Annotated in this window: 20 protein-coding genes; 4 read left to right on the top strand and 16 right to left on the bottom strand. The window is 71.2% G+C overall.

Annotated elements, in window-relative coordinates:
• Window positions 1-61: 61 nt before the first annotated feature.
• Window positions 62-748 carry a response regulator gene (locus ABH925_RS04815; RefSeq protein WP_370145562.1) on the bottom strand — a complete coding sequence of 229 codons (687 nt, stop codon included), beginning with the start codon at window positions 746-748 and terminating at the stop codon, window positions 62-64.
• Window positions 745-2436, bottom strand: a complete 1692-nt coding sequence (locus tag ABH925_RS04810) for an ATP-binding protein (RefSeq protein WP_370145974.1) — start codon at window positions 2434-2436, stop codon at window positions 745-747. The genes ABH925_RS04815 and ABH925_RS04810 overlap by 4 nt, the downstream gene beginning before the upstream one ends.
• Before the next feature lie 163 nt (window positions 2437-2599).
• Here ABH925_RS04810 and ABH925_RS04805 point away from each other — a divergent pair, with 163 nt between their 5' ends.
• Window positions 2600-3982, top strand: a complete 1383-nt coding sequence (locus ABH925_RS04805) for a cation:dicarboxylate symporter family transporter (RefSeq protein ID WP_370145561.1) — start codon at window positions 2600-2602, stop codon at window positions 3980-3982.
• Window positions 3983-4063: 81 nt separating this feature from the next.
• On the top strand, window positions 4064-4720 hold the full coding sequence (locus ABH925_RS04800) for a TNT domain-containing protein (RefSeq protein ID WP_370145559.1): 657 nt from the start codon (window positions 4064-4066) through the stop codon (window positions 4718-4720).
• A 117-nt stretch (window positions 4721-4837) separates the two neighbouring features.
• On the opposite strand, the gene aspS is transcribed toward ABH925_RS04800, so the two are convergent.
• From aspS to ABH925_RS04785, 3 genes are read right to left on the bottom strand one after another with little or no spacing between them, the layout of a single operon-like run.
• Window positions 4838-6607: an aspartate--tRNA ligase gene (gene aspS / locus ABH925_RS04795; protein WP_370145558.1), complete on the bottom strand. Its 1770-nt coding sequence runs from the start codon at window positions 6605-6607 to the stop codon at window positions 4838-4840.
• Entirely contained in the window at window positions 6604-7869 is a 1266-nt protein-coding gene (hisS, locus tag ABH925_RS04790; RefSeq protein ID WP_370145557.1) for a histidine--tRNA ligase, read from the bottom strand. The genes aspS and hisS overlap by 4 nt, the downstream gene beginning before the upstream one ends.
• Before the next feature lie 13 nt (window positions 7870-7882).
• Window positions 7883-8590 carry an MBL fold metallo-hydrolase gene (locus tag ABH925_RS04785; protein ID WP_370145556.1) on the bottom strand — a complete coding sequence of 236 codons (708 nt, stop codon included), beginning with the start codon at window positions 8588-8590 and terminating at the stop codon, window positions 7883-7885.
• A gap of 198 nt (window positions 8591-8788) precedes the next feature.
• Between ABH925_RS04785 and ABH925_RS04780 the strand changes: the two genes are divergently transcribed.
• Window positions 8789-9658, top strand: coding sequence for a peptidylprolyl isomerase (locus ABH925_RS04780; protein WP_370145555.1), 870 nt, complete (start codon window positions 8789-8791; stop codon window positions 9656-9658).
• A 222-nt stretch (window positions 9659-9880) separates the two neighbouring features.
• The gene (locus ABH925_RS04775) at window positions 9881-11110 is read left to right on the top strand and encodes a DUF349 domain-containing protein (RefSeq protein WP_370145554.1); all 1230 of its coding nucleotides are present in this window, start codon (window positions 9881-9883) and stop codon (window positions 11108-11110) included.
• A gap of 109 nt (window positions 11111-11219) precedes the next feature.
• Here the strand turns inward: ABH925_RS04775 and ABH925_RS04770 are convergent, their stop codons facing one another.
• The 11 genes from ABH925_RS04770 to pdxS all read right to left on the bottom strand — a co-directional run bounded on the left by ABH925_RS04770 (window position 11220) and on the right by pdxS (window position 23390).
• Entirely contained in the window at window positions 11220-13745 is a 2526-nt protein-coding gene (locus tag ABH925_RS04770; RefSeq protein WP_370145553.1) for a bifunctional (p)ppGpp synthetase/guanosine-3',5'-bis(diphosphate) 3'-pyrophosphohydrolase, read from the bottom strand.
• Window positions 13746-13957: 212 nt separating this feature from the next.
• Entirely contained in the window at window positions 13958-14503 is a 546-nt protein-coding gene (locus ABH925_RS04765) for an adenine phosphoribosyltransferase (RefSeq protein WP_370145552.1), read from the bottom strand.
• Window positions 14504-14516: 13 nt separating this feature from the next.
• Window positions 14517-15689 (bottom strand): protein translocase subunit SecF, encoded by a 1173-nt coding sequence (gene secF / locus ABH925_RS04760; protein ID WP_370145551.1) that lies wholly within the window; start codon window positions 15687-15689, stop codon window positions 14517-14519.
• A 4-nt stretch (window positions 15690-15693) separates the two neighbouring features.
• Entirely contained in the window at window positions 15694-17490 is a 1797-nt protein-coding gene (secD, locus tag ABH925_RS04755; protein WP_370145550.1) for a protein translocase subunit SecD, read from the bottom strand.
• Between the two features lie 147 nt (window positions 17491-17637).
• Window positions 17638-18117 (bottom strand): preprotein translocase subunit YajC, encoded by a 480-nt coding sequence (yajC, locus tag ABH925_RS04750; RefSeq protein ID WP_370145549.1) that lies wholly within the window; start codon window positions 18115-18117, stop codon window positions 17638-17640.
• 177 nt (window positions 18118-18294) lie between these two features.
• Window positions 18295-19389, bottom strand: coding sequence for a Holliday junction branch migration DNA helicase RuvB (gene ruvB / locus ABH925_RS04745; protein ID WP_370145547.1), 1095 nt, complete (start codon window positions 19387-19389; stop codon window positions 18295-18297).
• 14 nt (window positions 19390-19403) lie between these two features.
• The gene (gene ruvA / locus ABH925_RS04740; protein ID WP_370145546.1) at window positions 19404-20018 is read right to left on the bottom strand and encodes a Holliday junction branch migration protein RuvA; all 615 of its coding nucleotides are present in this window, start codon (window positions 20016-20018) and stop codon (window positions 19404-19406) included.
• Complete coding sequence (ruvC, locus tag ABH925_RS04735; protein ID WP_370145545.1) at window positions 20015-20599, bottom strand: crossover junction endodeoxyribonuclease RuvC; 585 nt, start codon at window positions 20597-20599, stop codon at window positions 20015-20017. Before ruvC ends, ruvA begins: the two co-directional genes overlap by 4 nt.
• 143 nt (window positions 20600-20742) lie before the next feature.
• Complete coding sequence (locus ABH925_RS04730) at window positions 20743-21504, bottom strand: YebC/PmpR family DNA-binding transcriptional regulator (protein ID WP_370145544.1); 762 nt, start codon at window positions 21502-21504, stop codon at window positions 20743-20745.
• Between the two features lie 148 nt (window positions 21505-21652).
• On the bottom strand, window positions 21653-22273 hold the full coding sequence (pdxT, locus tag ABH925_RS04725; protein WP_370145543.1) for a pyridoxal 5'-phosphate synthase glutaminase subunit PdxT: 621 nt from the start codon (window positions 22271-22273) through the stop codon (window positions 21653-21655).
• A gap of 202 nt (window positions 22274-22475) precedes the next feature.
• The gene (pdxS, locus tag ABH925_RS04720; RefSeq protein ID WP_370145542.1) at window positions 22476-23390 is read right to left on the bottom strand and encodes a pyridoxal 5'-phosphate synthase lyase subunit PdxS; all 915 of its coding nucleotides are present in this window, start codon (window positions 23388-23390) and stop codon (window positions 22476-22478) included.
• Between the last annotated feature and the right edge of the window lie 97 nt (window positions 23391-23487).

Below are 23487 nucleotides of genomic sequence, written 5' to 3'. Positions count from 1 at the left end.
GCCCCGACCCTACGGCAGCGGCGTCCGGAGCCGGGCCCGTCCCCCGGCTGCTACCGCCGCCTCAGGTCCGGCGGTAGCACAGCTCGGGACGGCCGACCTGGCCGTACTGGGGCTCCCGGACCGCTCGCCCGGTCTCGACCAGGTACTCCAGATAGCGCCGGGCGGTGATCCGGGACACTCCGGCGGCAGTCCCGACCGCGGCGGCGGCCAGGCCGCCGGTGGCCTCTCTCAGCACGGCGGCGACGGACTCCAGGGTGGCGGTGGTCAGGCCCTTGGGCAGGGTGCTGGTGTCCGCGGTGCGCAGCTCGGCGAAGGCCCGGTCCACCTCGTCCTGCCCCACCGCCTCACCGTCGCGGGACAGCGAGGCCCGGTAGCGGGCGTAGCGGTCCAGCCGACCGCGCAGCGACGCGGCCGCGAAGGGCTTGAGCAGGTACTGGACCACCCCGGCCGAGACCGCCTGCCGGACCGTCGCCAGGTCCCTGGCCGAGGTGACGGCGATGATGTCGGCGCCGTGCCCGGCCGCGCGCAGTCGGCGGCACAGCTCCAGACCGTGGCCGTCGGGGAGGTAGAGGTCGAGCAGCAGCAGCGCGACCGGGGCACCCTCGGTCCGGCGCCGCTCAAGGAAGCGCAGCGCCTCGGCCGCGCTGCGGGCAGTGCCGACGCAGCGGAAACCGGGGGCGCGCTCGACGTAGAGGGCGTGCGCGTCGGCCGCGACGGGGTCGTCCTCGACCACCAGGACGTCGATCATCCCGCCGCCTCCCCCACGGGGCGCGGCGAGGCGCCGCTCTGCACCGCGCCGCGCCGCACCGGGCTGGGCTGCGACGGGCCGCGCTGCAGCGGGATGTGGACCGTCAGCACCGCGCCGGCACCGGCCCGGCTGTCGACCTCGACGCTGCCGCCGTTGCGGCGCGCGGTCTGCGCGACCAGCGCCAGGCCGAGACCGCGGCCCGGCTGCTTGGTGGACCAGCCGCGCCGGAAGACCTGGCGGACCGCGTCCGGGTCTATCCCGCGACCGGTGTCGGCGACGCGGAGCAGCAACTCGCCGCCGTCGTTGCGGGCGGTGACGGTGACCTCGGGCGGGCCGGGGTGCTCGGCCGCTCCCTCGATGGCGGCGTCCATGGCGTTGTCGATCAGGTTGCCCAGCAGGGTGACCAGGTCGCGGGCGCCGACCGCGCCGGCCAGGGAGTCGTCGATCAGGCTGTCCTCGGTCACGGTCAGTTCCACACCCCGCTCGGCGGCCTGCGCGGCCTTGCCGAGCAGCAGTGCGGCCAGCACCGGTTCGCCGACGGCGCCGACGACCCGGTCGGTGAGCTGCTGGGCGAGTTCCAGTTCGGCGGTGGCGAAGTCGACCGCCTGACGGTGACGGCCCAGTTCGATCAGCGAGACGACCGCGTGCAGCCGGTTGGCGGCTTCGTGCGCCTGGGCACCGAGGGCCTCGGCGAATCCCCGGACCGAGTCCAGTTCGCCGGACAGCGCCTGCAGCTCGGTGTGGTCCCGCAGCGTGACCACGGTGCCGAGGCCGGCGCCGCTGCCGATGGCGGAGGTGTTGACAACGACCACCCGCTCCGCGGTCAGCCGCACCTCGTCCCGCAGCGGCTCGGGACCGGTGACCGCCTCGCACAGTGGCTGCGGCAGTCCCAGGCCGGCAAGCGGACGGCCGTCGACCTCGCCGGTCAGCCCGAGCAGCTCGCGGGCGGCGTCGTTGCACAGCACCACCGTGCCGGCACGGTCGAGCAGCACCAGGCCCTCCCGCACCGAGTGCAGCGTGGCCTGGTGGTACTCGTACAGGTGGCTGAGCTCGGCCGCGCCCATCCCGTGGGTGTGGCGGCGCAGGCGGCGGTTGGCGAGCCAGCTGCCGAGCGCACCCAGCAGCAGCGCGGCGCCGGCGACCAGGACCAGCGCGGTGACCGGCGCGCGCAGTTGGCCGGTGATGGACTGCAGCTTCAGGCCGACGCTGACCAGGGCGACGACCCTGCCGTGGGCGTCCAGCACCGGGGTGACCACGCGCAGCGAGGGGCCGAGGGTACCGGTGTAGGTCTCGGTGAAGGTGTGCCCGGCCAGCGCGGCCGCAATGTGCCCGAGGAAGGGCTTTCCGATCTCGGCCGGGTCGGGGTGGGTCCAGCGGATGCCGTCGGTGTTCATGATGGTGACGAAGTCCACCCCGGCGTCCACGCCCACCTGCTGGGCGTAGGGCTGGAGGACGGTGCTGGGGTCGGGCAGGGTGACCGCGGCGCGCACGGTCGGGGAGTCCGCGACCGCGCGGGCGGTCGCGGTGACCTGGCGCGCGGCGGACTGCTGGGTACGTTCGTCGGTGAGCCAGTACGCCAGCACCGCGCCCGCGACCACGACCAGCGCCACGATCAGCACCTGGACGGCGAACAGCTGCCCGGCCAGGCTGCGGGCCCGGCGCGGCGGCTGACGCTGCGGTCTGGACATGCGCGACATGCGGGACAGTGTGCCCGCTGGCGCGCGGTCTGCGAACCCGCACGGCGTGAACAGTATGAACGCAAACGTGACGCACACCACCTCCGCGCCGATAGTCGTCGAACCGGCCCACCACACCTGGGGACGGGAGTCCGACCGGCGAAGGAGCCGCAGCATGACCACCGAGGCAACCGCACCGGCCATGGGCAGACGCCCGGCTGGTCGTACACATGTGCTCTATCTGATGGTGATCGCGGCAGTGGTCGCCGGCATCGTGGTCGGCCTGACCGCACCCTCGTTCGCCGTGCAGATGAAGCCGATCGGCACCGGTTTCGTCAATCTGATCAAGATGATGATCAGTCCGATCATCTTCACCACGATCGTGCTGGGCATCGGCTCGGTGACCAAGGCCGCCAAGGTCGGCAAGGTCGGCGGGCTGGCGTTGGGGTACTTCCTGGTCATGTCCACCGTGGCGCTGGCGCTGGGACTGCTCGTCGGCAATCTGCTGACCCCCGGCAGTGGACTGCATCTGACCGCGGCCCTCGCCAAGTCCGGCCATGCGCAGGCGGTCGCCGGCGCGACGCAGGGCACCGCGGACTTCCTGCTCGGCATCATCCCGACCACCCTGGTCTCCGCCCTGACCGGCGGTCAGGTCCTGCAGACACTGCTGGTCGCGCTGCTGGTGGGCTTCGCGCTGCAGTCGCTGGGCCCGGCTGGCGTGCCGGTGCTGCGCGGACTCGGCCATGTGCAGCGGCTGATGTTCAAGGTGATGTCGATGATCATGTGGGTGGCCCCGCTCGGTGCCTTCGGCGCGATGGCGGCAGTGGTCGGCGCGACCGGGGTGGCCGCACTGAAGAGCCTTGCCGTGATCATGTTCGGCTTCTACCTGACCTGCGCGATCTTCGTGCTGCTGGTGCTCGGCGGGCTGCTGCGACTGGTCGCCGGGGTCAACGTCCTCGCGCTGCTGCGCTACCTCGGCCGGGAGTTCCTGCTGATCCTCTCGACCTCCTCCTCGGAGAGCGCCCTGCCCCGGCTCATCGCCAAGATGGAGCACCTCGGCGTGAGCCGCCCGGTGGTGGGCATCACCGTCCCTGCGGGCTACAGCTTCAACCTCGACGGCACGGCCATCTACCTGACCATGGCGTCCATCTTCGTCGCCGAGGCGATGGACAAGCCGTTGTCACTGGGCGAGCAGATCTCGCTGCTGCTGTTCATGGTGATCGCCTCCAAGGGTGCCGCCGGCGTCACCGGCGCGGGCCTGGCCACCCTGGCCGGCGGCCTGCAGTCGCACCAGCCGGCCCTGGTCGACGGCGTCGGCCTGATCGTGGGCATCGACCGCTTCATGTCCGAGGCCCGCGCCCTGACCAACTTCGCCGGCAACGCCGTGGCCACCGTCCTGATCGGCCACTGGACCGGGGAGCTCGACCACCGGCGGCTGGCCCTGGTGCTGGGTGGCGGCCTGCCGTTCGACGAGAGCACACAGTTGGCGCGGCCGGCCGGGGAGCCGGAGCCGAGCGCCGAGCGCGAGCCCGACGCCATGATCCCTTCACCCCGATGAGGTCTTGACTGCGCACGGCCAGCACCCCTTGGATGGTCACCGTACGCACACGTACGGTGACCAACCCGACCAAGGGGGACCATGCACATCCGACGGACCATCGCAGCGCTCATCGCGACCGCCGCCCTGCTGACCGGCACGGCGCTCAGCGCGGGAAGCGCGGCAGCGGCCACGTCCATCCCGCTGGACCAGTGCTCGGCGGCCTTCCACGACAACGACTCCCGGCTCGGCCCCGACCAGCTGCCGCTGTTCGGCCGGGCGGGCGTCGAACTGCTCGGCTACCACCGCTCCGGTGACCTCACCGACGCCCAGCTGCTGGCGCAGTACTACAGTCCGACCGCGAACTCCGGCTCGCCCGGGTGGATCTACCCGCCGGACAACGGCTATGTGATCCGGAACGGACAGCCCGAGGAGATCACCCAGACGCTGTTCCCCGGAGCGGACATCGACCGCTACGGCAGCGAGTACGGCTCGTTCCTCGCCCCCGAGGGCCTGCCCTACGCCGCGAGGTCCATCCCGCCGTCCAGCCTGGACAGCACCCCGGCCGCGAGCTGCAACTACCACGACTACCGGGTGCTGAAGCCGTTCACGGTGGACGCCGGCCCGATCGCCCCCTGGTTCGGCCAGCCCGGCCACGGCTGGCAGTACCAGCTGGACGGCAGCCTCGTGTCCGGCGCACCGTCCCGCCTGAACGTCCTCTGGCTGGTCGATCAGGGATATCTCGCACGGATCAGCTGAGGTACTGCGGCAGCACAAGAGGGGCGCGGGGAACTGCGCTGCCAACCATGCACCTCCGTAGAGGCCTGGCAGCGCGCGCAGTTGATCAAGCAGAGCCCCGCGCCCCCTTGGCATACGTCAGGCGTCAGCCTGCTGCTCCTTGGGCGTGGCGTCCACGCCTGCCTCCTTGCGCTGCTGCGCGGTGATCGGGGTCGGCGCCCCGGTCAGCGGGTCCCCGCCGGTGGAGGTCTTCGGGAAGGCCATCACGTCGCGGATCGTGTCGTAGCCGCCCAGCAGCGCCACCAGCCGGTCCAGGCCCAGGGCGATGCCGCCGTGCGGGGGCGGGCCGAAGTCGAAGGCGTTCAGCAGGAAGCCGAACTGCGACTGGGCCTCCTCCTCGGAGAGCCCGATCGCGTCGAACGCCCGCTTCTGCACGTCCTTCTGGTGGATACGGATCGAGCCGCCGCCGATCTCGGAGCCGTTGAGCACCAGGTCGTAGGCGTTGGAGAGGGCGTTGCCCGGGTCCTTGTCGAAGGTGTCCATCGACTCGGCGGTGGGGGCGGTGAACGGGTGGTGCACGGCGTGCCAGCCGATGTGCTCGCCCTTGTCGTCCCACAGGTGCTCGAACATCGGGAAGTCGACGACCCAGAGGAAGGCCCAGCGGGACTCGTCGATCAGCTCGCAGCGGCGGCCGATCTCCAGCCGGGCCGCGCCCAGCAGCTCCTGCGAGTCGGTCTTCCGGCCGGCCGCGAAGAACACCGCGTCGCCCGGCTTGGCGCCGGCCGCCTCGGCCAGGCCGGCCAGGTGCTCGGCGGAGAGGTTCTTGGCGACCGGGCCGCGCAGCTCGCCGGTCTCCGCGTCCACCAGGACGTACGCCAGGCCGCGGGCGCCGCGCGCCTTGGCCCAGTCCTGCCAGGCGTCCAGCTGCTTGCGCGGCTGCGAGGCGCCGCCGGGCATGACCACCGCGCCGACGTACGCGGCCTGGAACACCCGGAACTCGGTGCCGGCGAAGTACTCGGTCAGGTCGGTCAGCTCGTTGTCGAAGCGGATGTCCGGCTTGTCGGAACCGTAGCGGGCCATCGCGTCGGCGTAGGTGAGGCGCGGCAGCGGGGTGGGCACCTCGTAGCCGTGCACCTCGCTCCAGATCCGGGCGACCAGCTTCTCGCCCAGCGCCAGGATGTCCTCCTGGTCGACGAACGAGGCCTCGACGTCGAGCTGGGTGAACTCCGGCTGGCGGTCCGCGCGGAAGTCCTCGTCCCGGAAGCAGCGGGCGATCTGGTAGTAGCGCTCCATGCCGGCGACCATCAGCAGCTGCTTGAACAGCTGCGGGGACTGCGGCAGCGCGTACCAGTGGCCGGGCTGGAGCCGGACCGGGACCAGGAAGTCGCGGGCCCCCTCGGGGGTGGACCGGGTGAGGTACGGGGTCTCGATGTCGAGGAAGCCGTTCTCCTCCATCACCGTGCGGATGATGTGGGTGGCCCGCGAGCGCAGCCGCAGCGCCTTCGCCGGGCCCTCGCGGCGCAGGTCGAGGTAGCGGTACCGGAGCCGGACCTCCTCGTTGACCGAGCCGGGCTCGTACTCGGCGACCTGGAACGGCAGCGCGGCCGCCTCGGAGAGCACGGTCAGCTCGTGAACCACGACCTCGATCTCACCGGTGGGGATCTCGGTGTTGGCGTTGCCCTCGGGGCGGACCCGGACGTCGCCGACGACCTTGACGCACCACTCGGAGCGCAGCTCGGAGACCGCCTCCAGGTCGCGCACCACGATCTGGACGGTGCCGGAGGCGTCGCGCAGATCGATGAAGGCGACCCCGCCGTGGTCACGGCGGCGGGCGACCCAGCCGGCGAGGGTCACGCTGGTGCCGGCGTGCTCCGGGCGGAGCGTGCCGGCTTCGTGGCTGCGGATCACTTGAGCTTCTCCTTGAGGGTGCTGACGAGAGCGTCCAGGGCGACCGCGGTCTGGTCACCGGTGCTGAGGTCCTTGAGCTGCACGACGCCTTCGGCGAGATCCCGCTCGCCGGCGACCAGTGCGAACCGCGCGCCGGATCGGTCGGCGGCCTTCATCGCTGCCTTGAGGCCCTTGCCGCCGTAGGCGAAGTCGGCCCGGACGCCGGCCCGGCGCAGCTCGGTGACGGCGCCGAAGAGCACGGTCCTGGCCTGCTCGCCGAGCGGCACGGCGAAGACGTCGCTGCTGCCGGGGGTGGGCAGCTGAATGCCCTCGGCCTCCAGCGCGAGGACGGTGCGGTCCACGCCCAGGGCCCAGCCGACGGACGGCAGCGCGGGGCCGCCGATCATCTCGGACAGCCCGTCGTAGCGCCCGCCGCCGCCGACCGCGGACTGCGAGCCCAGGCCGTCGTGCACGAACTCGAAGGTCGTACGGGTGTAGTAGTCCAGGCCGCGGACCAGCTTGGGGTCGTCCTCGAAGGGGACCTGAGCGGCCGTCAGGATCTCGCGGACCTGCTCGTGGTAGGCCTTGCACTCCTCGCACAGGTAGTCCCGCAGCATCGGCGCGCCGACCAGCTGGGCCTGTACCGACTCGCGCTTGTCGTCCAGCACCCGGAGCGGGTTGATCTCGGCGCGCCGGACGGTGTCCTCGTCCAGGTCCAGGCCGCGCAGGAAGTCCTGCAGCGCGGCCCGGTAGACCGGGCGGCACTGCTTGTCGCCGAGGCTGTTGAGCAGCAGCCGGAAGTTCCGCAGGCCCAGCGAGCGGAAGGCGTCGTCGGCGAGGATGATCAGCTCGGCGTCCAGGGCCGGGTCCTCGGCGCCGATCGCCTCGGCGCCGACCTGCCAGAACTGCCGGTAGCGGCCCTTCTGCGGCTTTTCGTAGCGGTACTGGGAGCCCGAGTACCACAGCTTGACCGGGAGGTTGCCGATCCGGTGCAGATTAGCCTGCAGCGCGGCCCGGAGAACCGAAGCGGTGGCCTCGGGGCGCATCGCGAGATCCTCGTCGCTGCGCTTGGTGAGGGTGAACATCTCCTTGCTGACGATGTCGGTGGACTCACCGACACCGCGCGAGAAGAGCTTGACGTCCTCGAAGACGGGCGTCTCGATGTAGCCGTAGCCGGCGCGGCGCAGCGGCGCGGCGAAGGCCTCGCGGATCGCCAGCACGGTCGGCGCGTCGGCCGGAAGGATGTCGTACGTGCCCTTGGGTGCCTGGAAAGAACTGCTCACGTCTCGTCTCGAATCAGAGTCCCCGACGCGCTGCGCCGGGCTCGGCTGTCGCGCCCGCGACCTGCAGCAGGTACGGGTTGGTGGCGCGCTCGCGGCCGATGGTGGTCTGGGGGCCGTGTCCGGACAGCACCACGGTCTCGTCCTGGAGCGGCAGGCACACGCGGGCCAGCGACTTCAGGAGGGCGTCGTGATCGCCTCCGGGGAGGTCGGAACGTCCTACCGAGCCGGCGAAGAGCAGGTCTCCCGAGAACAGCACCGGGGGAAGGTCCGGTGCGGCGGGGGTCCTGAACGTCACCGACCCCCCGGTATGGCCCGGGGCGTGGTCGACGGTCAGCCGCAGACCGGCCAGGTCGAGGACGGTGCGGTCGGCCAGTATCCGGACGTCGTCCGGCTCGCCCAGCTCCAGTTCGCCCATCAGCTGCGCGCCCAGCGAGCGGCCCAGGGCCTTCTCCGGGTCGGCCAGCATGTAGCGGTCCTCGGGGTGGATCCAGGCGGGGATCCCGCGCGCGCCGCAGATCGGCATGACCGAGGCGACGTGGTCGATGTGGCCGTGGGTGAGGACCACGGCGACCGGCTTGAGCCCGTGCTCGCGCACCGCGTCCTCGACGCCGGCGGCCGCCTGGTGGCCGGGGTCGACGATGACACACTCCTCGCCGGCGGCGGGGGCGACCAGGTAGCAGTTGGTGCCCCAGGCCCCCGCGGGGAATCCGGCGATGAACACATCGGTCCTTTGCACGTCAGGGTGGAAGTCTGCACGCAGCCTACCGGCGGCGCGGGGGCGTTTGCGAACCAGTAGTTCCGGGACTCGATCAGGATACGTTGACACCCGTCCTACAGATTCTCTCCCTACACTGAGCGGCCGACGGGTAGGCAGTTCCCCACCGGCGAGGTGTGGCGGACATGAAGGAGTGAACAGTCGGTGGCACCCAATGACAGGCCGAGCAAGCCCCTCCCGAAGGACAAGGAGCGGCGGCGCCGGGAACTGGAGCGGCTGAAACTGCAGCGGCAGCAGCAGCGACGGGCCGATGCGGTGGTCCGGGCGCGCAAGCGCACCGCGGTGGTCGGCGCGGTGGTGGTCGGCCTCGTCGCCGTCGCCGGCGGCGCCTGGGCGCTGACTTCCTCCAGCAGCAAGAAGGCCACCACCGCGTCCGCCGCGGCGACCCCCTCGGCGAGCGCGAGCACCACCGCCAAGGCGGCGGCGGTGCACGTGGCCGGCTGCTCCGCGGCCGCCCCCGGCGCGCCCACCACCCAGCAGTGGAAGACCGAGCCGGCGATGACCGTGGACACCACCACGACCTACACCGCGACGATCGCCACCAACTGCGGCGACATCACCCTGAAGCTGGACCCGGCCAAGGCGCCGCACACCGTCAACTCCTTCGTGTACCTGGCCGGCCAGCACTTCTTCGACCATGTGAAGTGCCACCGGCTCACCACCGGCGGGCTGTCGGTGCTGCAGTGCGGCGACCCGACCGGCACCGGCTCCGGCGGCCCCGGCTACAGCTTCAAGGACGAGAACCTGACCGACCCCAGCATCAAGGGCGGCACCTACCCGGCCGGCACCGTGGCCATGGCCAACTCGGGCGCCAACACCAACGGCAGCCAGTTCTTCCTGGTCTACAAGGACAGCCAGCTGCCCGCTAACTACACGCCGTTCGGCACCATCACCGGCGGCATGGACATCCTGCAGAAGGTCGCCGCCGCCGGCACCGACAACGCCAACGGCACCGGGGACGGCGCCCCGCTGCAGAGCGTCGTGATGAACACGGTCACCGCCGCCAAGGGCTAGCCCGCCGCCCGGGCCGGTCCGCCACGTCGCGGACCGGCCCGGGTGACGGCACGCGGGACAGTTTTCGCCGCCGGGATACGGACAGCACCAGTGCCGGTCGCCTATGTTGGCGTCTTGTAGGGTGCCTGAACCCGGCGGCGATGTGACGGACCGCCCGGACAACGAACTGTGGACGGTGGCCCTGTCCGGACGGACGAGGGACCACCATATGGAGGAGGCGCTGTGACCAGCGACCCGTGGGGCCGTGTCGACGACGAGGGGACCGTCTACGTGCGGACGGCCGAGGGCGAACGCGTCGTCGGCTCGTGGCAGGCAGGGTCGCCCGACGAGGCGCTTGCCTACTTCACCCGGAAGTACGAGGGCATCGCGGTCGAGATCGGCCTGCTGGAGCGCCGGGTCCGCACCACCGACCTGGCCGCGAAGGACGCCATGACCGCGATCGAGCACCTGCGCGCGCAGGTCGCCGAAGGCCACGCGGTGGGTGACCTGGACGCGCTGGCCAAGCGTCTGGACACCCTGGTCGCCGAGGTGGAGAGCCGCCGCGAGGAGCGCCGGGCGGCCCGGGCCAAGGCCCAGGACGAGGCGAAGGTCGCCAAGGAGGCGCTGGTCGCGGAGTCCGAGCAGCTGGCGGAGTCCACCCAGTGGCGCGAGGCCGGCGACCGGCTGCGGGCCCTGGTGGACATCTGGAAGGGCCTGCCCCGGCTGGACCGCAAGTCCGACGACGAGCTGTGGCACCGCTTCTCGCATGCCCGTTCGGCGTTCTCCAAGCGCCGCAAGGCGCACTTCGCGACGCTGGACCAGCAGCGCGACGAGGCCAGGCAGCACAAGGAGAAGCTGGCCAAGGAGGCCGAGTCGCTCTCCGGCTCGACCGACTGGGGCGCCACGGCGGCCCGCTACCGCGAGCTGATGACGGAGTGGAAGGCGGCCGGACGCGCCCAGCGCGAGGCCGAGGACGAGCTGTGGACCCGGTTCCGGGGCGCGCAGGACGTCTTCTTCCAGGCCCGTTCGTCGGTGTTCGACGAGCGTGACGCCGGTGAGCGGGAGAACCAGACGCTCAAGGAGGCCCTGGTGGTCGAGGCGGAGGCGCTGCTTCCGATCGACGACCTCAAGGTCGCCAAGGCCGCGCTGCGGTCGGTCAGCGAGCGCTGGGAGGAGATCGGCCACGTGCCGCGCGACGCCCGGCCGAAGCTGGAGGCCCGGCTGCACACGGTGGAACGCGCGATCCGCGAGGCCGAGGAGGCCGAGTGGCAGCGCAGCAACCCCGAGGCGCGCGCCCGCGCGCAGGGCATGACGGGGCTGCTGCAGGCCGCGGTCGACAAGCTGGAGAAGCAGATCGAGGCCGCCCGCGCCAAGGGCGACAACGGTCGCGTCGCCAAGCTCGAAGCGGAGCTGGCGGGGCGCCGCGAGCTGCTGGACCAGGCCCTGAAGGGGCTCCAGGAGTTCGGCGGCTGACCCCGCACTTTTCAGGGGCGCGGGGAACTGTGCTGCCAACCATGCAGATCGTAGATGGTTGGTCGCGCAGTTCCCCGCGCCCCTGTTGTTGTTTCTCGTCTGCCTTGAGCTACCGCTGGCGCGCGGACGTCACTCGGTAGACGTCGTAGACGCCCTCTACGCCGCGGACCGCCTTCAGGACGTGGCCGAGGTGCTTGGGGTCGCCCATCTCGAAGGTGAAGCGGCTCATCGCCACCCGGTCGCGGGACGTCTGCACCGCCGCCGACAGGATGTTGACGTGCTGGTCGGAGAGCACCCGGGTGACGTCCGAGAGCAGCCGGGACCGGTCCAGGGCCTCGACCTGGATGGCGACCAGGAACACCGACGACTGCGTCGGCGCCCACTCGACCTCGACCATGCGCTCCTGCTGCTGCGCCAGCGAGTCCACGTTGACGCAGTCGGCGCGGTGCACCGAGACGCCGTTGCCGCGGGTGATGAAGCCGACGATGGGGTCGCCGGGGACCGGCGTACAGCAGCGTGAGAGCTTGACCCAGACGTCCGCCACGCCCTTGACCACGACGCCCGGGTCGGCCGCGGTGCGCCGGTTGCGACGGCCGCCGCCGGTGGTCGGGGTGGTGGTCTCGGCGATGTCCTCGGTGGCGCCCTCCTCCCCGCCCAGGGCCTGGACCAGCTTCTGCACGATGGTCTGCGCGGAGACATGGCCCTCGCCGATCGCGGCGTAGAGCGAGGAGATGTCCGGGTAGCGCATCTCGTGCGCCAAGGTGACCAGGGAGTCACCGGTGAGGATCCGCTGCAGCGGCAGGCCCTGCTTGCGCATGGCCCGGGTGATGGCCTCCTTGCCCTGCTCGATCGCCTCCTCGCGGCGCTCCTTGGAGAACCAGGCGCGGATCTTGTTGCGGGCCCGCGGCGACTTGACGAAGCCGAGCCAGTCCCGCGAGGGCGCCGCGTTGGCGGCCTTGGAGGTGAAGACCTCCACCAGGTCGCCGTTGTCCAGGGTGCTCTCCAGCGGCACCAGCCGGCCGTTGACGCGGGCGCCTATAGTCCGGTGGCCGACTTCGGTGTGGACGGCGTAGGCGAAGTCCACCGGGGTTGCCCCGGCCGGAAGCGCTATCACGTCGCCCTTGGGCGTGAAGACGAAGACCTCGTTGTTGGAGAGGTCGAACCGCAGCGACTCCAGGAACTCGCTCGGGTCCTCGGTCTCCTTCTGCCAGTCCAGCAGCTGCCGCAGCCAGGCCATCTCGTTGACGGTGTCGGCCTTGGCGCCCTTGCCGGTGGGGGTGTCGGTGCGGACCTTGGAGGTGCCGGCCACGGCCTGCTGCTTGTACTTCCAGTGCGCGGCGATGCCGTACTCGGCGCGGCGGTGCATATCGAAGGTGCGGATCTGCAGCTCGACCGGCTTGCCGCCGGGGCCGATGACCGTGGTGTGCAGCGACTGGTACATGTTGAACTTGGGCATGGCGATGTAGTCCTTGAACCGCCCCGGCACCGGGTTCCACCGCGCGTGGATGGTGCCCAGCGCCGCGTAGCAGTCGCGGACGGAGTCGACCAGGACCCGGATGCCCACCAGGTCGTAGATCTCGGCGAAGTCGCGGCCGCGCACGATCATCTTCTGGTAGACGCTGTAGTAGTGCTTCGGGCGCCCGGTGACGGTGGCCTTGATCCTGGCGGCCCGGAAGTCGTTGACGACCTGGTCGGTGACCGTGCTCAGGTACTCGTCGCGCTTGGGGGCGCGCTCGGCGACCAGACGGACGATCTCGTCGTACATCTTGGGATAGAGGATCGCGAAGGCGAGGTCCTCCAGCTCCCACTTGATGGTGTTCATGCCCAGCCGGTGCGCCAACGGGGCGTAGATCTCCAGCGTCTCGCGGGCCTTCTTCTCCTGCTTCTCCCGCTTGAGATAGCGCATCGTGCGCATGTTGTGCAGCCGGTCGGCCAGCTTGATGACCAGGACGCGCGGGTCCTTGGCCATGGCCACGACCATCTTGCGGACCGTCTCCGCCTGCGCGGCCTCGCCGAACTTGACCTTGTCCAGCTTGGTGACGCCGTCGACCAGCATCGCCACGGTGTCGCCGAAGTCGCGGCGCAGCGTCTCCAGGCCGTAGTCGGTGTCCTCGACGGTGTCGTGCAGCAGCCCCGCCATCAGCGTCGGGGTGTCCATGCCCAGCTCGGACAGGATGGTCGCGACCGCGAGCGGATGGGTGATGTACGGGTCGCCGCTCTTGCGCTTCTGGCCCCGGTGCCAGCGCTCCGCGACCTGGTAGGCCCGCTCCAGGGTGACCAGGTCGGCCTTGGGGTCGTTGCTGCGGACGATCCGGAACAGCGGCTCCAGGACCGGGTTCACCGCGTTGGTGCGCTGCCCGCCCAGACGGGCCAGCCGGGCCCGCACCCGGCTGGGCGAGGCCGAGGAGGGCCGCAGCGCGGACGAGGTCGCCGGGCGCGGTGGCGCTGCCGGCGTCGAGGGAGCGGCGGGCGCGGAGGCCCGCGTGGCAGGTGCCTGGGCGGCGGCAGGAGCGGCGGCCGGGGCCGAAGCGGGGGGTGCCGGTTTGGGCGTGCCGGGGCGCGGCCCCTGCGCCTGGTCTGCGGCGGGGGCGCCGTCCTGCGCGGTGGCAGCGGTGGGCACGACCTCTTCGGGCAAGTGCACTCCTAGAGCGGGAGTCGCCGGCCGTTTTCATGTGCGGCGATTACTCATGGTACCGAGAGGCGCCGCAGGTCGTTGCATGAGGCAGGTGAGGTAGCACAACAGGGGCGCGAGGAACTGCGCGACCAGCCCTCTACGGAGGTGCATGGTGGGCAGCGCGCGCAGTTGATCAAGCAGAGCCTCGCGCCCCTGTTGTGCCTGAGGTGTGCCTAGACCTGGATGACCGCTTCCAGCGGAGCGTCCCCCAGGTGCGGCGCCAGCCGCTCGCGTCCGCCGAGGAAGCCCAGCTCCATCAGCACGAGCACCCCGGCCAGCTCGGCCCCGGCCCGCCGGACCAGGTCCAGCGAGGCCTCGACGGTGCCGCCGGTGGCCAGCACGTCGTCGACGACCAGGACCCGCTCACCGGGGACGAAGGCGTCGCACTGGACCTCTATCACCGCCGAGCCGTACTCCAGGTCGTAGGCCTGGCTGAGGCAGGCCCCGGGGAGCTTGCCCTCCTTGCGCACCGGGACGAACCCGGCCCCGGCGGCGTAGGCCGCCGGGGCGGCCAGGATGAAGCCGCGCGCCTCGAGCCCGACGACCTTGGTCGCGCCGAGCACCCGGGCCCGCGCCGCGATGTGGTCGACCAGGGCGGCGAAGCCCGGACCGTCCGCCAGCATCGGGGCGATGTCCTTGAAGACCACACCGGGCTTGGGGTAGTCCGGGACGTCGCGGATCAGGGCGGCCAGCCGTACGGCCAGGTCGTCGGTGCTCATCTGCGGTCTCCCCCTACTTGCGCTTGCCGGTCGAGCGGCGGTCGCTGCGGCTGCGGTTGGTCGGCTGACGCCGGATCGCACCCGTGCCACTGCCCACGGGCAGGTCGTCGCGCGGATCGCCGTCGGCGTCCTGGTTGTCGGCGTCCTGGCTGTCACGGTCGGACGGCACCGTGCGGCCCTCGGCCTGGGCCTTGGCGTCCGCGGCGCGGCGCTGCATGACCTTCCTGGTCAGCGCCTGGTACTCCGGCTGCTTCTCCTTGAGCCAGGCCACCAGCGGGGTGGCCACGCAGATCGAGGAGTACGCACCGGCGCTCAGGCCGACGAAGAGCGCCAGCGAGATGTCGTTCAGCGTGCCCGCGCCGAGCAGGCCGCCGCCGATGAACAGCAGTGCCGCCACCGGGAGCAGTGCCAGCACGGTGGTGTTGATCGACCGGACCAGGGTGCCGTTCAGCGAGCGGTTGGCGGCCTCGCTGTAGGTGATCCGGGTCTGGCTGGTGAGCTTCTTGGTGGCGTCCTTGAGACCGTCGAAGACGACGACGGTGTCGTACAGCGAGTAACCGAGGACGGTCAGGAAGCCGATCACCGTTCCGGAGGTCACCGTGAAGCCCAGCAGGGCGTAGACCCCGATGGTGATCAGCAGGTCGTGGATCAGCGCGACCAGGGCGGCGACGGCGAGCCGCCACTCGAAGGCGATGGCCAGGTACAGGGTCACCAGCACCATGAAGGCGATCAGGCCGTACAGGGCCTTCTGGCTGATGTCCTTGCCCCAGCTGGCGCCGATCGACTGGGTGCTGATCTGGTTCTGGATCTGGTTCGGCGGGATCCCCAGGTTGGCGGCCAGCTCGACGGTGCCCTTGGCGGCCGGGACGTTCTCCGAGGAGTTGATCTGGATGGTGATCTGCCGGCCGGCGCTGCTGGTGGCCGTCTGGACCTGGGACGAGGTGTCGCCGGTGACCTTGTTGGCGGCGTCCTGAGCCTGGCTGACGGTGAGTCCGGGCTTGGTGATCGTGTAGATGTCACCGCCCTTGAACTCGATGCCGAGGTTCAGGCCGCGGATGCCCAGGCCGAGGACGGCGGCGAGCAGGATGATGCCGGAGATCGCCACCCACAGCTTCCGGCGGCCGACGAAGTCGACGCTGAGCTCACCGGTGTGGAGCCGGTGGCCGATGTTGCCGAAGCGAGACATCTGGTCAGGCCTCCTTGGGGGCGGCGGGGCGACGTCCGCCGCGGATGGGCGGGTGGACACCCAGGCTCTTGGGGTCGAGCCCGGACATGGGGTGACCGTTCGCGAAGAACTTGCGCCGCGCCAGCAGCGTGATCAGCGGCTTGGTGAACAGGAAGATCACGACCACGTCGAGCAGGGTGGTGAGACCCAGCGTGAACGCGAAGCCCTGCACCTTGCTCACGGTGAAGAAGAACAGCACCGCTGCGGCCAGGAAGGAGACGAAGTCGGCGACCAGGATGGTGCGCCGGGCCTTCGGCCACGCACGCTGCACGGCCGGACGCAGCGAGGCGCCGGTGCGCAGTTCGTCGCGGATCCGTTCGAAGTAGACGACGAACGAGTCGGCGGTGATACCGATGGCTACGATGGCGCCGCAGACCGCCGGCAGGTTCAGCGCGAAGCCGATGGTCGCGCCCAGCAGGGCCATGATCGAGTAGGTGAGCAGTGCCGACACGGCCAGACCCGCGATGGCCACGAAGCCGAGGCCGCGGTAGTACAGCAGCGAGTAGAGGATCACCAGGGCGAGGCCGATGGCGCCGGAGACCAGACCCGCGGTGAGCTGGCTGCCGCCGAGCTCGGGCGAGACCGTCACGACCTCCTGCTGCTGGAAGGTCAGCGGCAGCGCGCCGAAGTTCAGCACGTTGGCGAGCGCGCCGGCGCTCTGCTGGTCGAAGCTGCCGGTGATCTGGGCCTGGCCGCCGGGGATGGCCGCCGCGACCGACGGGGCCGACTGCACCTGGCCGTCCAGCACGATCGCGAACTGGTTCTGCGGCGTGGTCTTGGTCGCCAGCTGGCCGGTCACGTTGGTGAACTGCGAGCTGCCCGCGCCGTTGAAGCTCAGGTTGACCTGCCAGGCGCCGGTCTGCTGGCTGACGCCGGCCGAGGCGCTGCTGATGTTCGTCCCAGGGACGGCGACCGGGCCCAGCGCGTACTTGTAGTACACCCCGGTGGTCGGATCCGGGTCGGAGGAGCAGGCGACCGTGTCGGCGGCGTCGGCGGTCTGGTAGTTGAGCCGCTGCGCGGACTTGGAGCAGTCCAGGGCGTTGAACTGCGCGGTGAGGTCGGCCGGCACCGTGCCCGTGGTGAGCGAGGTGGTCGGCGGAGCGGCGGCCGCGGTGCTGGGCGTGGCCGCGACCGGCTTGCCCGAGGCACTGGCGGCCGGCTTCGCCGTACCGGGCGAGGCGGTGGCGGCGGTGAGGTCCTTGGTGACCGCGTCACCCTGCGTCTTGCTCGCGGACGGCAGTGCCGAGGCACCGCCGGACGGAGCCGCGGCCTGGGGCTTGGCCGTGCCGGTCGCCGAGGTGGACGGCTTGGGGCTGGCCGAGGAGGACCCCGAGGAGGAGGGAGAGGGGCTGACCGCGACACCGGAGGGAGCCTCGGCGAGGACCGGACGGAAGTAGAGCTTCGCGGTCTTGCCGATCTCGCTGGCGATCGTCGTCGAGTCGGTGCCCTTGGGGATCGTCACCACGATGGTGTCGCTGCCCTGGGTCTGCACCGTCGCCTCGGACACGCCGAGGCCGTTGACCCGCTGCTGCAGGATCGAGACGGCCTCGTTCATGCTGGTCGAGTTGACCGCGCCCGGGTCGCCCTTGGGGGCGACCGCCTTGAGCGTGACGCTGGTACCACCGGCGAGGTCGATGCCGAGGCGGGGTTTGGTGTTCCCGGTGGCGAACATGATGGCCACCAGGGCCACCGCGACCGCCAGGATCAGGCTCAACGCACGCCCCGGGTATCCGTCACGCGGACGGGATTTGGGTGATGCCACCTTCTCGATTCTCTCTGTCCATGCCGTGGGTGGGTCGCGCCACCACCGTCGAGGGTTTCGACGGACAGGGGATGGCGCGGCCACGACGCAGCGGTCGTTGGGGCCGTCCCGGAGCTGGTGGCTCCAGGCGCTGCCGTAAGGGGCAGGCTACTTGGCGGTTACGCCCTTGTCTGCGTCGGTCTGGGTCCCGACACTCGCGGCGTCGGCCGGCTTCAGGTCGGACACGTCCGAGTCGGCCTGGGCCGGCTCGGTCTCGTCGACGCCCTTCTTGTCCAGCTCGACGGTCTCCGCCACCACCGCGTCGGTGTCCGACTCGTCCTCGACGTCGTCGGCCTCGTCCGGGGTGTCGCCATGCACGATGCGGTTGTACTCGGCGCCGTCCATGACCACCGCGATCGCGTTCTTCGCGTAGATCGCGTGCACGCCGGGGGCGACCTCAAGCTCGACGGTCTCCTCTTCGACCGACTTCACCAGGGCGTACATGCCACCGATGGTGCGGATACCGGAGCCGGGCTCCATCTTGTTGCGCATCTCGACGGCCTGCTGCTGCTTCTTCTTGGCAGAGCGGGTCATCGCGTACATGGCACCGAACATCACGATGATGATGACGAGGAAAGTGGGATTCACGACTGACAGGGTCCTTTGCGAGGCCGCAAGGGAAGCGGCCGGTCATCTCGGTGGTGGTCCACCCGGTGAGAGGGGCGGCGGGCGGAGTCTAGGGGACGCGCCCTGGTCGGACAACGTCAAGCATCGCATCCCGGTTCCGTTGATAGCGAGTCCCGTGCGTGAGGACGCGCACATCGGTCATTCGGCGGCCGGCGCGGCCGGGCTCTGCGCGGATCCGCCGAAGAGCTCCTGCTGTATCGGCAGGGAGGCGTGCGGCGGCAGCTGCGGCGGGGTGAGGCCCAGGTGCTGCCAGGCCGCGGCGGTGGCGATCCGGCCCCTGGGGGTACGGGCCAGCAGGCCTTCGCGGACCAGGAACGGCTCGGCGACCTCCTCGACCGTCTCGCTCTCCTCCCCCACCGCGACCGCCAGCGTGGACAGGCCGACCGGACCACCGCCGAACAGCTTGAGCAGGGCGTGCAGCACGGCCCGGTCCAGCCGGTCCAGGCCGCGCGCGTCCACCTCGTACACCGCCAGCGCGGCCTCGGCGATCTCCTGGGTGACCACCCCGTCGTGCCGGACCTGGGCGTAGTCGCGGACCCGGCGCAGCAGCCGGTTGGCGATGCGCGGGGTGCCGCGCGAGCGCCCGGCGATCTCGGCGGCTCCGGCCGTGTCTATCCGCACGTCCAGCAGCCGGGCCGAGCGGTGGATCACCCGTTCCAGCTCGGCCGGGGCGTAGAACTCCATGTGCCCGGTGAACCCGAAGCGGTCCCGCAACGGCGGCGGCAGCAGGCCGGCCCTGGTAGTGGCGCCGACCAGGGTGAACGGCGGCAGCTCCAGCGGGATCGCGGTCGCGCCCGGGCCCTTGCCGACGATGACGTCGACCCGGAAGTCCTCCATCGCCATGTAGAGCATCTCCTCGGCGGGCCGGGACATCCGGTGGATCTCGTCGAGGAAGAGCACCTCGCCCTCGGTCAGCGAGGACAGGATCGCGGCCAGGTCGCCGGCGTGCTGGATCGCCGGTCCCGAGGTGATCCGGATCGGCGCGTTCAGCTCCGCCGCGATGATCATCGACAGGGTGGTCTTCCCCAGTCCGGGCGGGCCGCTGAGCAGCACGTGGTCCGGGGTGGCCGCGCGGTGCCGGGCGGCCTGCAGCACCAGGGACAGCTGCTCGCGCACCCGCTCCTGGCCGATGAACTCCTCCAGGTCCTTCGGGCGCAGCGCGGCCTCGACGGCCCGGTCCTCCCCGTCGGCGGTGGAGGCGACCGGGGAGGAGGACTCGTCATGGGTGCTCATGGGTGGATGATTCCTCAGCGGGCGCGGTTACGGGTGCGCAGGGCGCTGCGCAGCAGGGCGGAGATGTCGGGCCTGGCCTGGGCCTCGGCCTCGGGGGTTACCGCGGTGACGGCGTCGTCGGCCTCGCGCGGGGCGAAGCCCAGGCCGACCAGGGCGGCGTGCAGCTGTTCGGGCCAGGGCGCGGGACCCGCGGCGACGGCCTTGTGCTGGGCCGGCACGGCGCCGGTGGGCGCGCCGAGCCGGTCCTTGAGCTCGATCAGCAGCTTCTGCGCGCCCTTGGGGCCGATGCCGGGGACGGCGGTCAGCGCCTTGGCGTCGCCGCGCTGGACGGCGACGCGCAGCGCCTCGGGACTGTGCACGGCCAGCATGGCCTGGGCGACCTTCGGGCCGACGCCGCTGGCGGTCTGCAGCAGCTCGAAGGTCTGCCGCTCGTCGTCGTCGGCGAAGCCGTAGAGCGTGAGCGAGTCCTCGCGGACCACCAGCGAGGTGGCCAGCCGGGCCGGCTCGCCGACCCTGAGCGTGGCCAGCGTGCCGGGGGCGCACTGGACGAGCATGCCCACGCCGCCGACCTCGATCACGGCGGAGCCGGGGCTGACTGCGGCGACGGGGCCGCTGACGAAGGCGATCACCTGCGGTACTCCTTGCGGGCGGGACTCGTTCGGGGGGCTCCGGTTCGGGGGGCTCCGGCGCTGGACGCTCCGGGGGCCAGGGCCACGGCGGCGGCGATCCGGTCGGCGGCCGTGCCGCGCCAGATGTGGCAGATGGCGAGGGCCAGGGCGTCGGCCGCGTCGGCGGGCTTGGGCGGCGCGTCCAGCCGCAGCAGCCGGGTGACCATCGCGCCGACCTGGTCCTTGTCGGCGCGGCCGCTGCCGGTGACGGCCGCCTTGACCTCGCTGGGGGTGTGCAGGGTGACGGGTATTCCGCGGCGGGTGGCGCAGAGCATGGCGACCGCGCTGGCCTGGGCCGTGCCCATCACGGTGCGGACGTTGTGCTGCGCGAAGACCCGTTCGACGGCGACGAGTTCGGGCTGGTGCTGGTCGAACCAGAGCTCAAGGCCCTCTTCGATGCGCAGCAGCCGCCGGGCCACGTCGAGGTCGGCCGGGGTGCGGACCACTCCGCAGGCGACCATGCGCAGCGGGCGGCCCGGCGCGCCGTCGACCACGCCGACGCCGCACCTGGTCAGGCCCGGGTCCACCCCCAGTACGCGCACGCGCCGCAGCCTCTCTCTCGACGTTCTCGAACAAGTGGTTCTGCGGTGAGGCTATCGGTCGGGTCGGACAACCCGGCCCCGGACATGCCGCCGCCCGGCACCCGCAGCGGGCGCCGGGCGGCGACGTACCGTCAGACCCGGGACTACTCGTCCTCGTCGAGCGCGGCGGCGGTCTCCGGGCTGAGGTCGAAGTTGGCGAAGACGTTCTGCACGTCGTCGCTGTCCTCCAGCGCGTCGATCAGCTTGAAGATCTTGCGGGCGCCGTCGACGTCCAGCTCGACCTGGACGCTGGGCACGAAGCTGGCGTCGGCGGAGTCGTAGTCGATCCCGGCGGCCTGCAGCGCGGTGCGCACCGGCACCATGTCGGTGGCCTCGCTGATCACCTCGAAGGTGTCACCGAGGTCGTTGACCTCCTCGGCGCCGGCGTCGAGGACCGCGTCCAGCACGGTGTCCTCGTCCAGCTTGTCACCCTTGGGCACCACGATGACGCCCTTACGGGTGAACATGTAGGAGACCGAGCCCGGGTCGGCCATCGAGCCGCCGTTGCGGGTCATCGCGACCCGGACGTCGGAGGCGGCACGGTTGCGGTTGTCGGTGAGGCACTCGATCAGCACCGCGACACCGTTGGGGCCGTAGCCCTCGTACATGATGGTGCTGTAGTCCGCGCCGCCGGCCTCGGCGCCGGAGCCGCGCTTGACCGCGCGGTTGATGTTGTCGATCGGCACCGAGCTCTTCTTCGCCTTCTGGATGGCGTCGTAGAGCGTCGGATTGCCGGCCGGGTCGCCGCCGCCGGTGCGGGCCGCCACCTCGATGTTCTTGATCATCTTCGCGAAGAGCTTGCCGCGCTTCGCGTCGATGGCGGCCTTCTTGTGCTTGGTGGTAGCCCACTTGGAGTGGCCGGACATCGAGTAGCTCCTTAACGCAACACCGGGAAGATGAACATGCGAGATCCTACCTTGGCCCCGTCCTCCCGCCGTTGAACGGGGATTCACTGACGCGGCGCCAGCCGTTGGGTGCGGAAGGTCCGGCGCCGGGCCGACCGGGGCCGAGGGCTCAGTTCCCCGCGGCGCGCACCAGGTCGACGAAGTAGGCGTGCACGCGGTGGTCGCCGGTCAGCTCCGGGTGGAAGGAGGTGGCCAGCAGGTTGCCCTGACGGACCGCCACCGGGTGGTCCACCCCGGCCTCGGTGCGCAGCGAGGCGAGGACCTCGACGCCGGTGCCGGTGGACTCGACCCAGGGGGCGCGGATGAAGACGCCGTGCACCGGGCGGGACTCGTCGGGCAGGCCCGCGAAGTGGACGCCGAGCTCGAAGGACTCGTTCTGCCGGCCGAAGGCGTTGCGGCGCACCACCATGTCGATGCCGCCGACCGTCTCCTGGTCGTCGCGGCCGTCGAGGATCTTGTCGGCCAGCATGATCATGCCGGCGCAGGTGCCGTAGACCGGCATCCCGGCCGCCACCCGGGCCCGCAGCGGCTCCATCACACCGAAGAGCAGCGCCAGCTTGGACATGGTGGTGGACTCGCCGCCGGGGATCACCAGGGCGTCGACCTCGGCGAGCTCCTCCGGCCGGCGGACCGGACGGGCGAGCGCGTCGGCCTCGGCCAGGGCCACCAGGTGCTCGCGCACATCGCCCTGCAGGGCGAGGACACCGACGACGGGAGAGCTGCTGGACACGGTGGAGGACCTCGATCGGGAAGGGGCACGGGCGGAGGGCGGGGGTACCGCCGCACCCGCGTACGGGTTGAAGCACGGCCCGGGGGACGGGCGTACTGCTGGTCCGGCGGACCCGGGAACGGACGTGGGGAGCGCGGACCTGACGGCCGCGCTCCCCACGGTCATGCCGGCACTGTGCTGTGCACTACCGGCCGGCTGTGCACTACCAGCCGCGGTTGGCGTACCGCTCGGTCTCCGGGAGGGTGTCGCAGTTGATGCCGACCATGGCCTCGCCCAGGTTGCGGGAGGCGTCCGCGATGATCTTCGGGTCGTCGAAGAAGGTGGTGGCCTTGACGATGGCGGCGGCGCGCTTGGCCGGGTCGCCCGACTTGAAGATGCCGGAGCCGACGAAGACGCCCTCGGCGCCGAGCTGGCGCATCAGCGCGGCGTCGGCCGGGGTGGCCACGCCACCGGCGGAGAACAGCACCACCGGGAGCTTGCCGAGCTCGGCGACCTCCTTGACCAGCTCGTACGGGGCGCGCAGGTCCTTGGCCGCGGCGTAGAGCTCGTTGTTGTCGCAGCCGCGCAGCTTGGCGATCTCGGCCTTGATCTGGCGCAGGTGGCGCACGGCCTCGACCACGTTGCCGGTGCCGGCCTCGCCCTTGGAGCGGATCATGGCCGCACCCTCGGCGATGCGGCGCAGCGCCTCGCCCAGGTTGGTGGCGCCGCAGACGAACGGGGTGGTGAAGGCGAACTTGTCGGAGTGGTTCACCTCGTCGGCCGGGGTGAGCACCTCGGACTCGTCGATGTAGTCGACACCGAGGGCCTGCAGCACCTGGGCCTCGACGAAGTGACCGATCCGGGACTTGGCCATGACCGGGATGGAGACCGCGTCGATGATCTCCTCGATCATGTTCGGGTCGGACATCCGGGCCACGCCGCCGTCCTTGCGGATGTCGGCGGGCACGCGCTCGAGCGCCATGACGGCGACGGCGCCCGCGTCCTCGGCGATCTTCGCCTGCTCGGCGTTGACCACATCCATGATCACACCGCCCTTGAGCTGCTCGGCCATGCCGCGCTTGACGCGAGCAGTGCCGATCGCGGGCTGGTCGGTCGGGGCGGGGGTGTTGGTGGACACGAAAGACCTCACTGAAGACACGGACAGTGGTGCGATAAGGCCATCGTAGGCCCGGACCGACCCTAGCCGATGCTCCACCGGGTCCAGACGGGGATCA

Source organism: Streptacidiphilus sp. EB129 (genome assembly GCF_041262645.1).
In the GTDB taxonomy this organism is placed as follows: domain Bacteria; phylum Actinomycetota; class Actinomycetes; order Streptomycetales; family Streptomycetaceae; genus Streptacidiphilus.
Note: the sequence above shows the minus strand (reverse complement) of the source record. Positions and strands in the feature narration are given on the sequence as shown.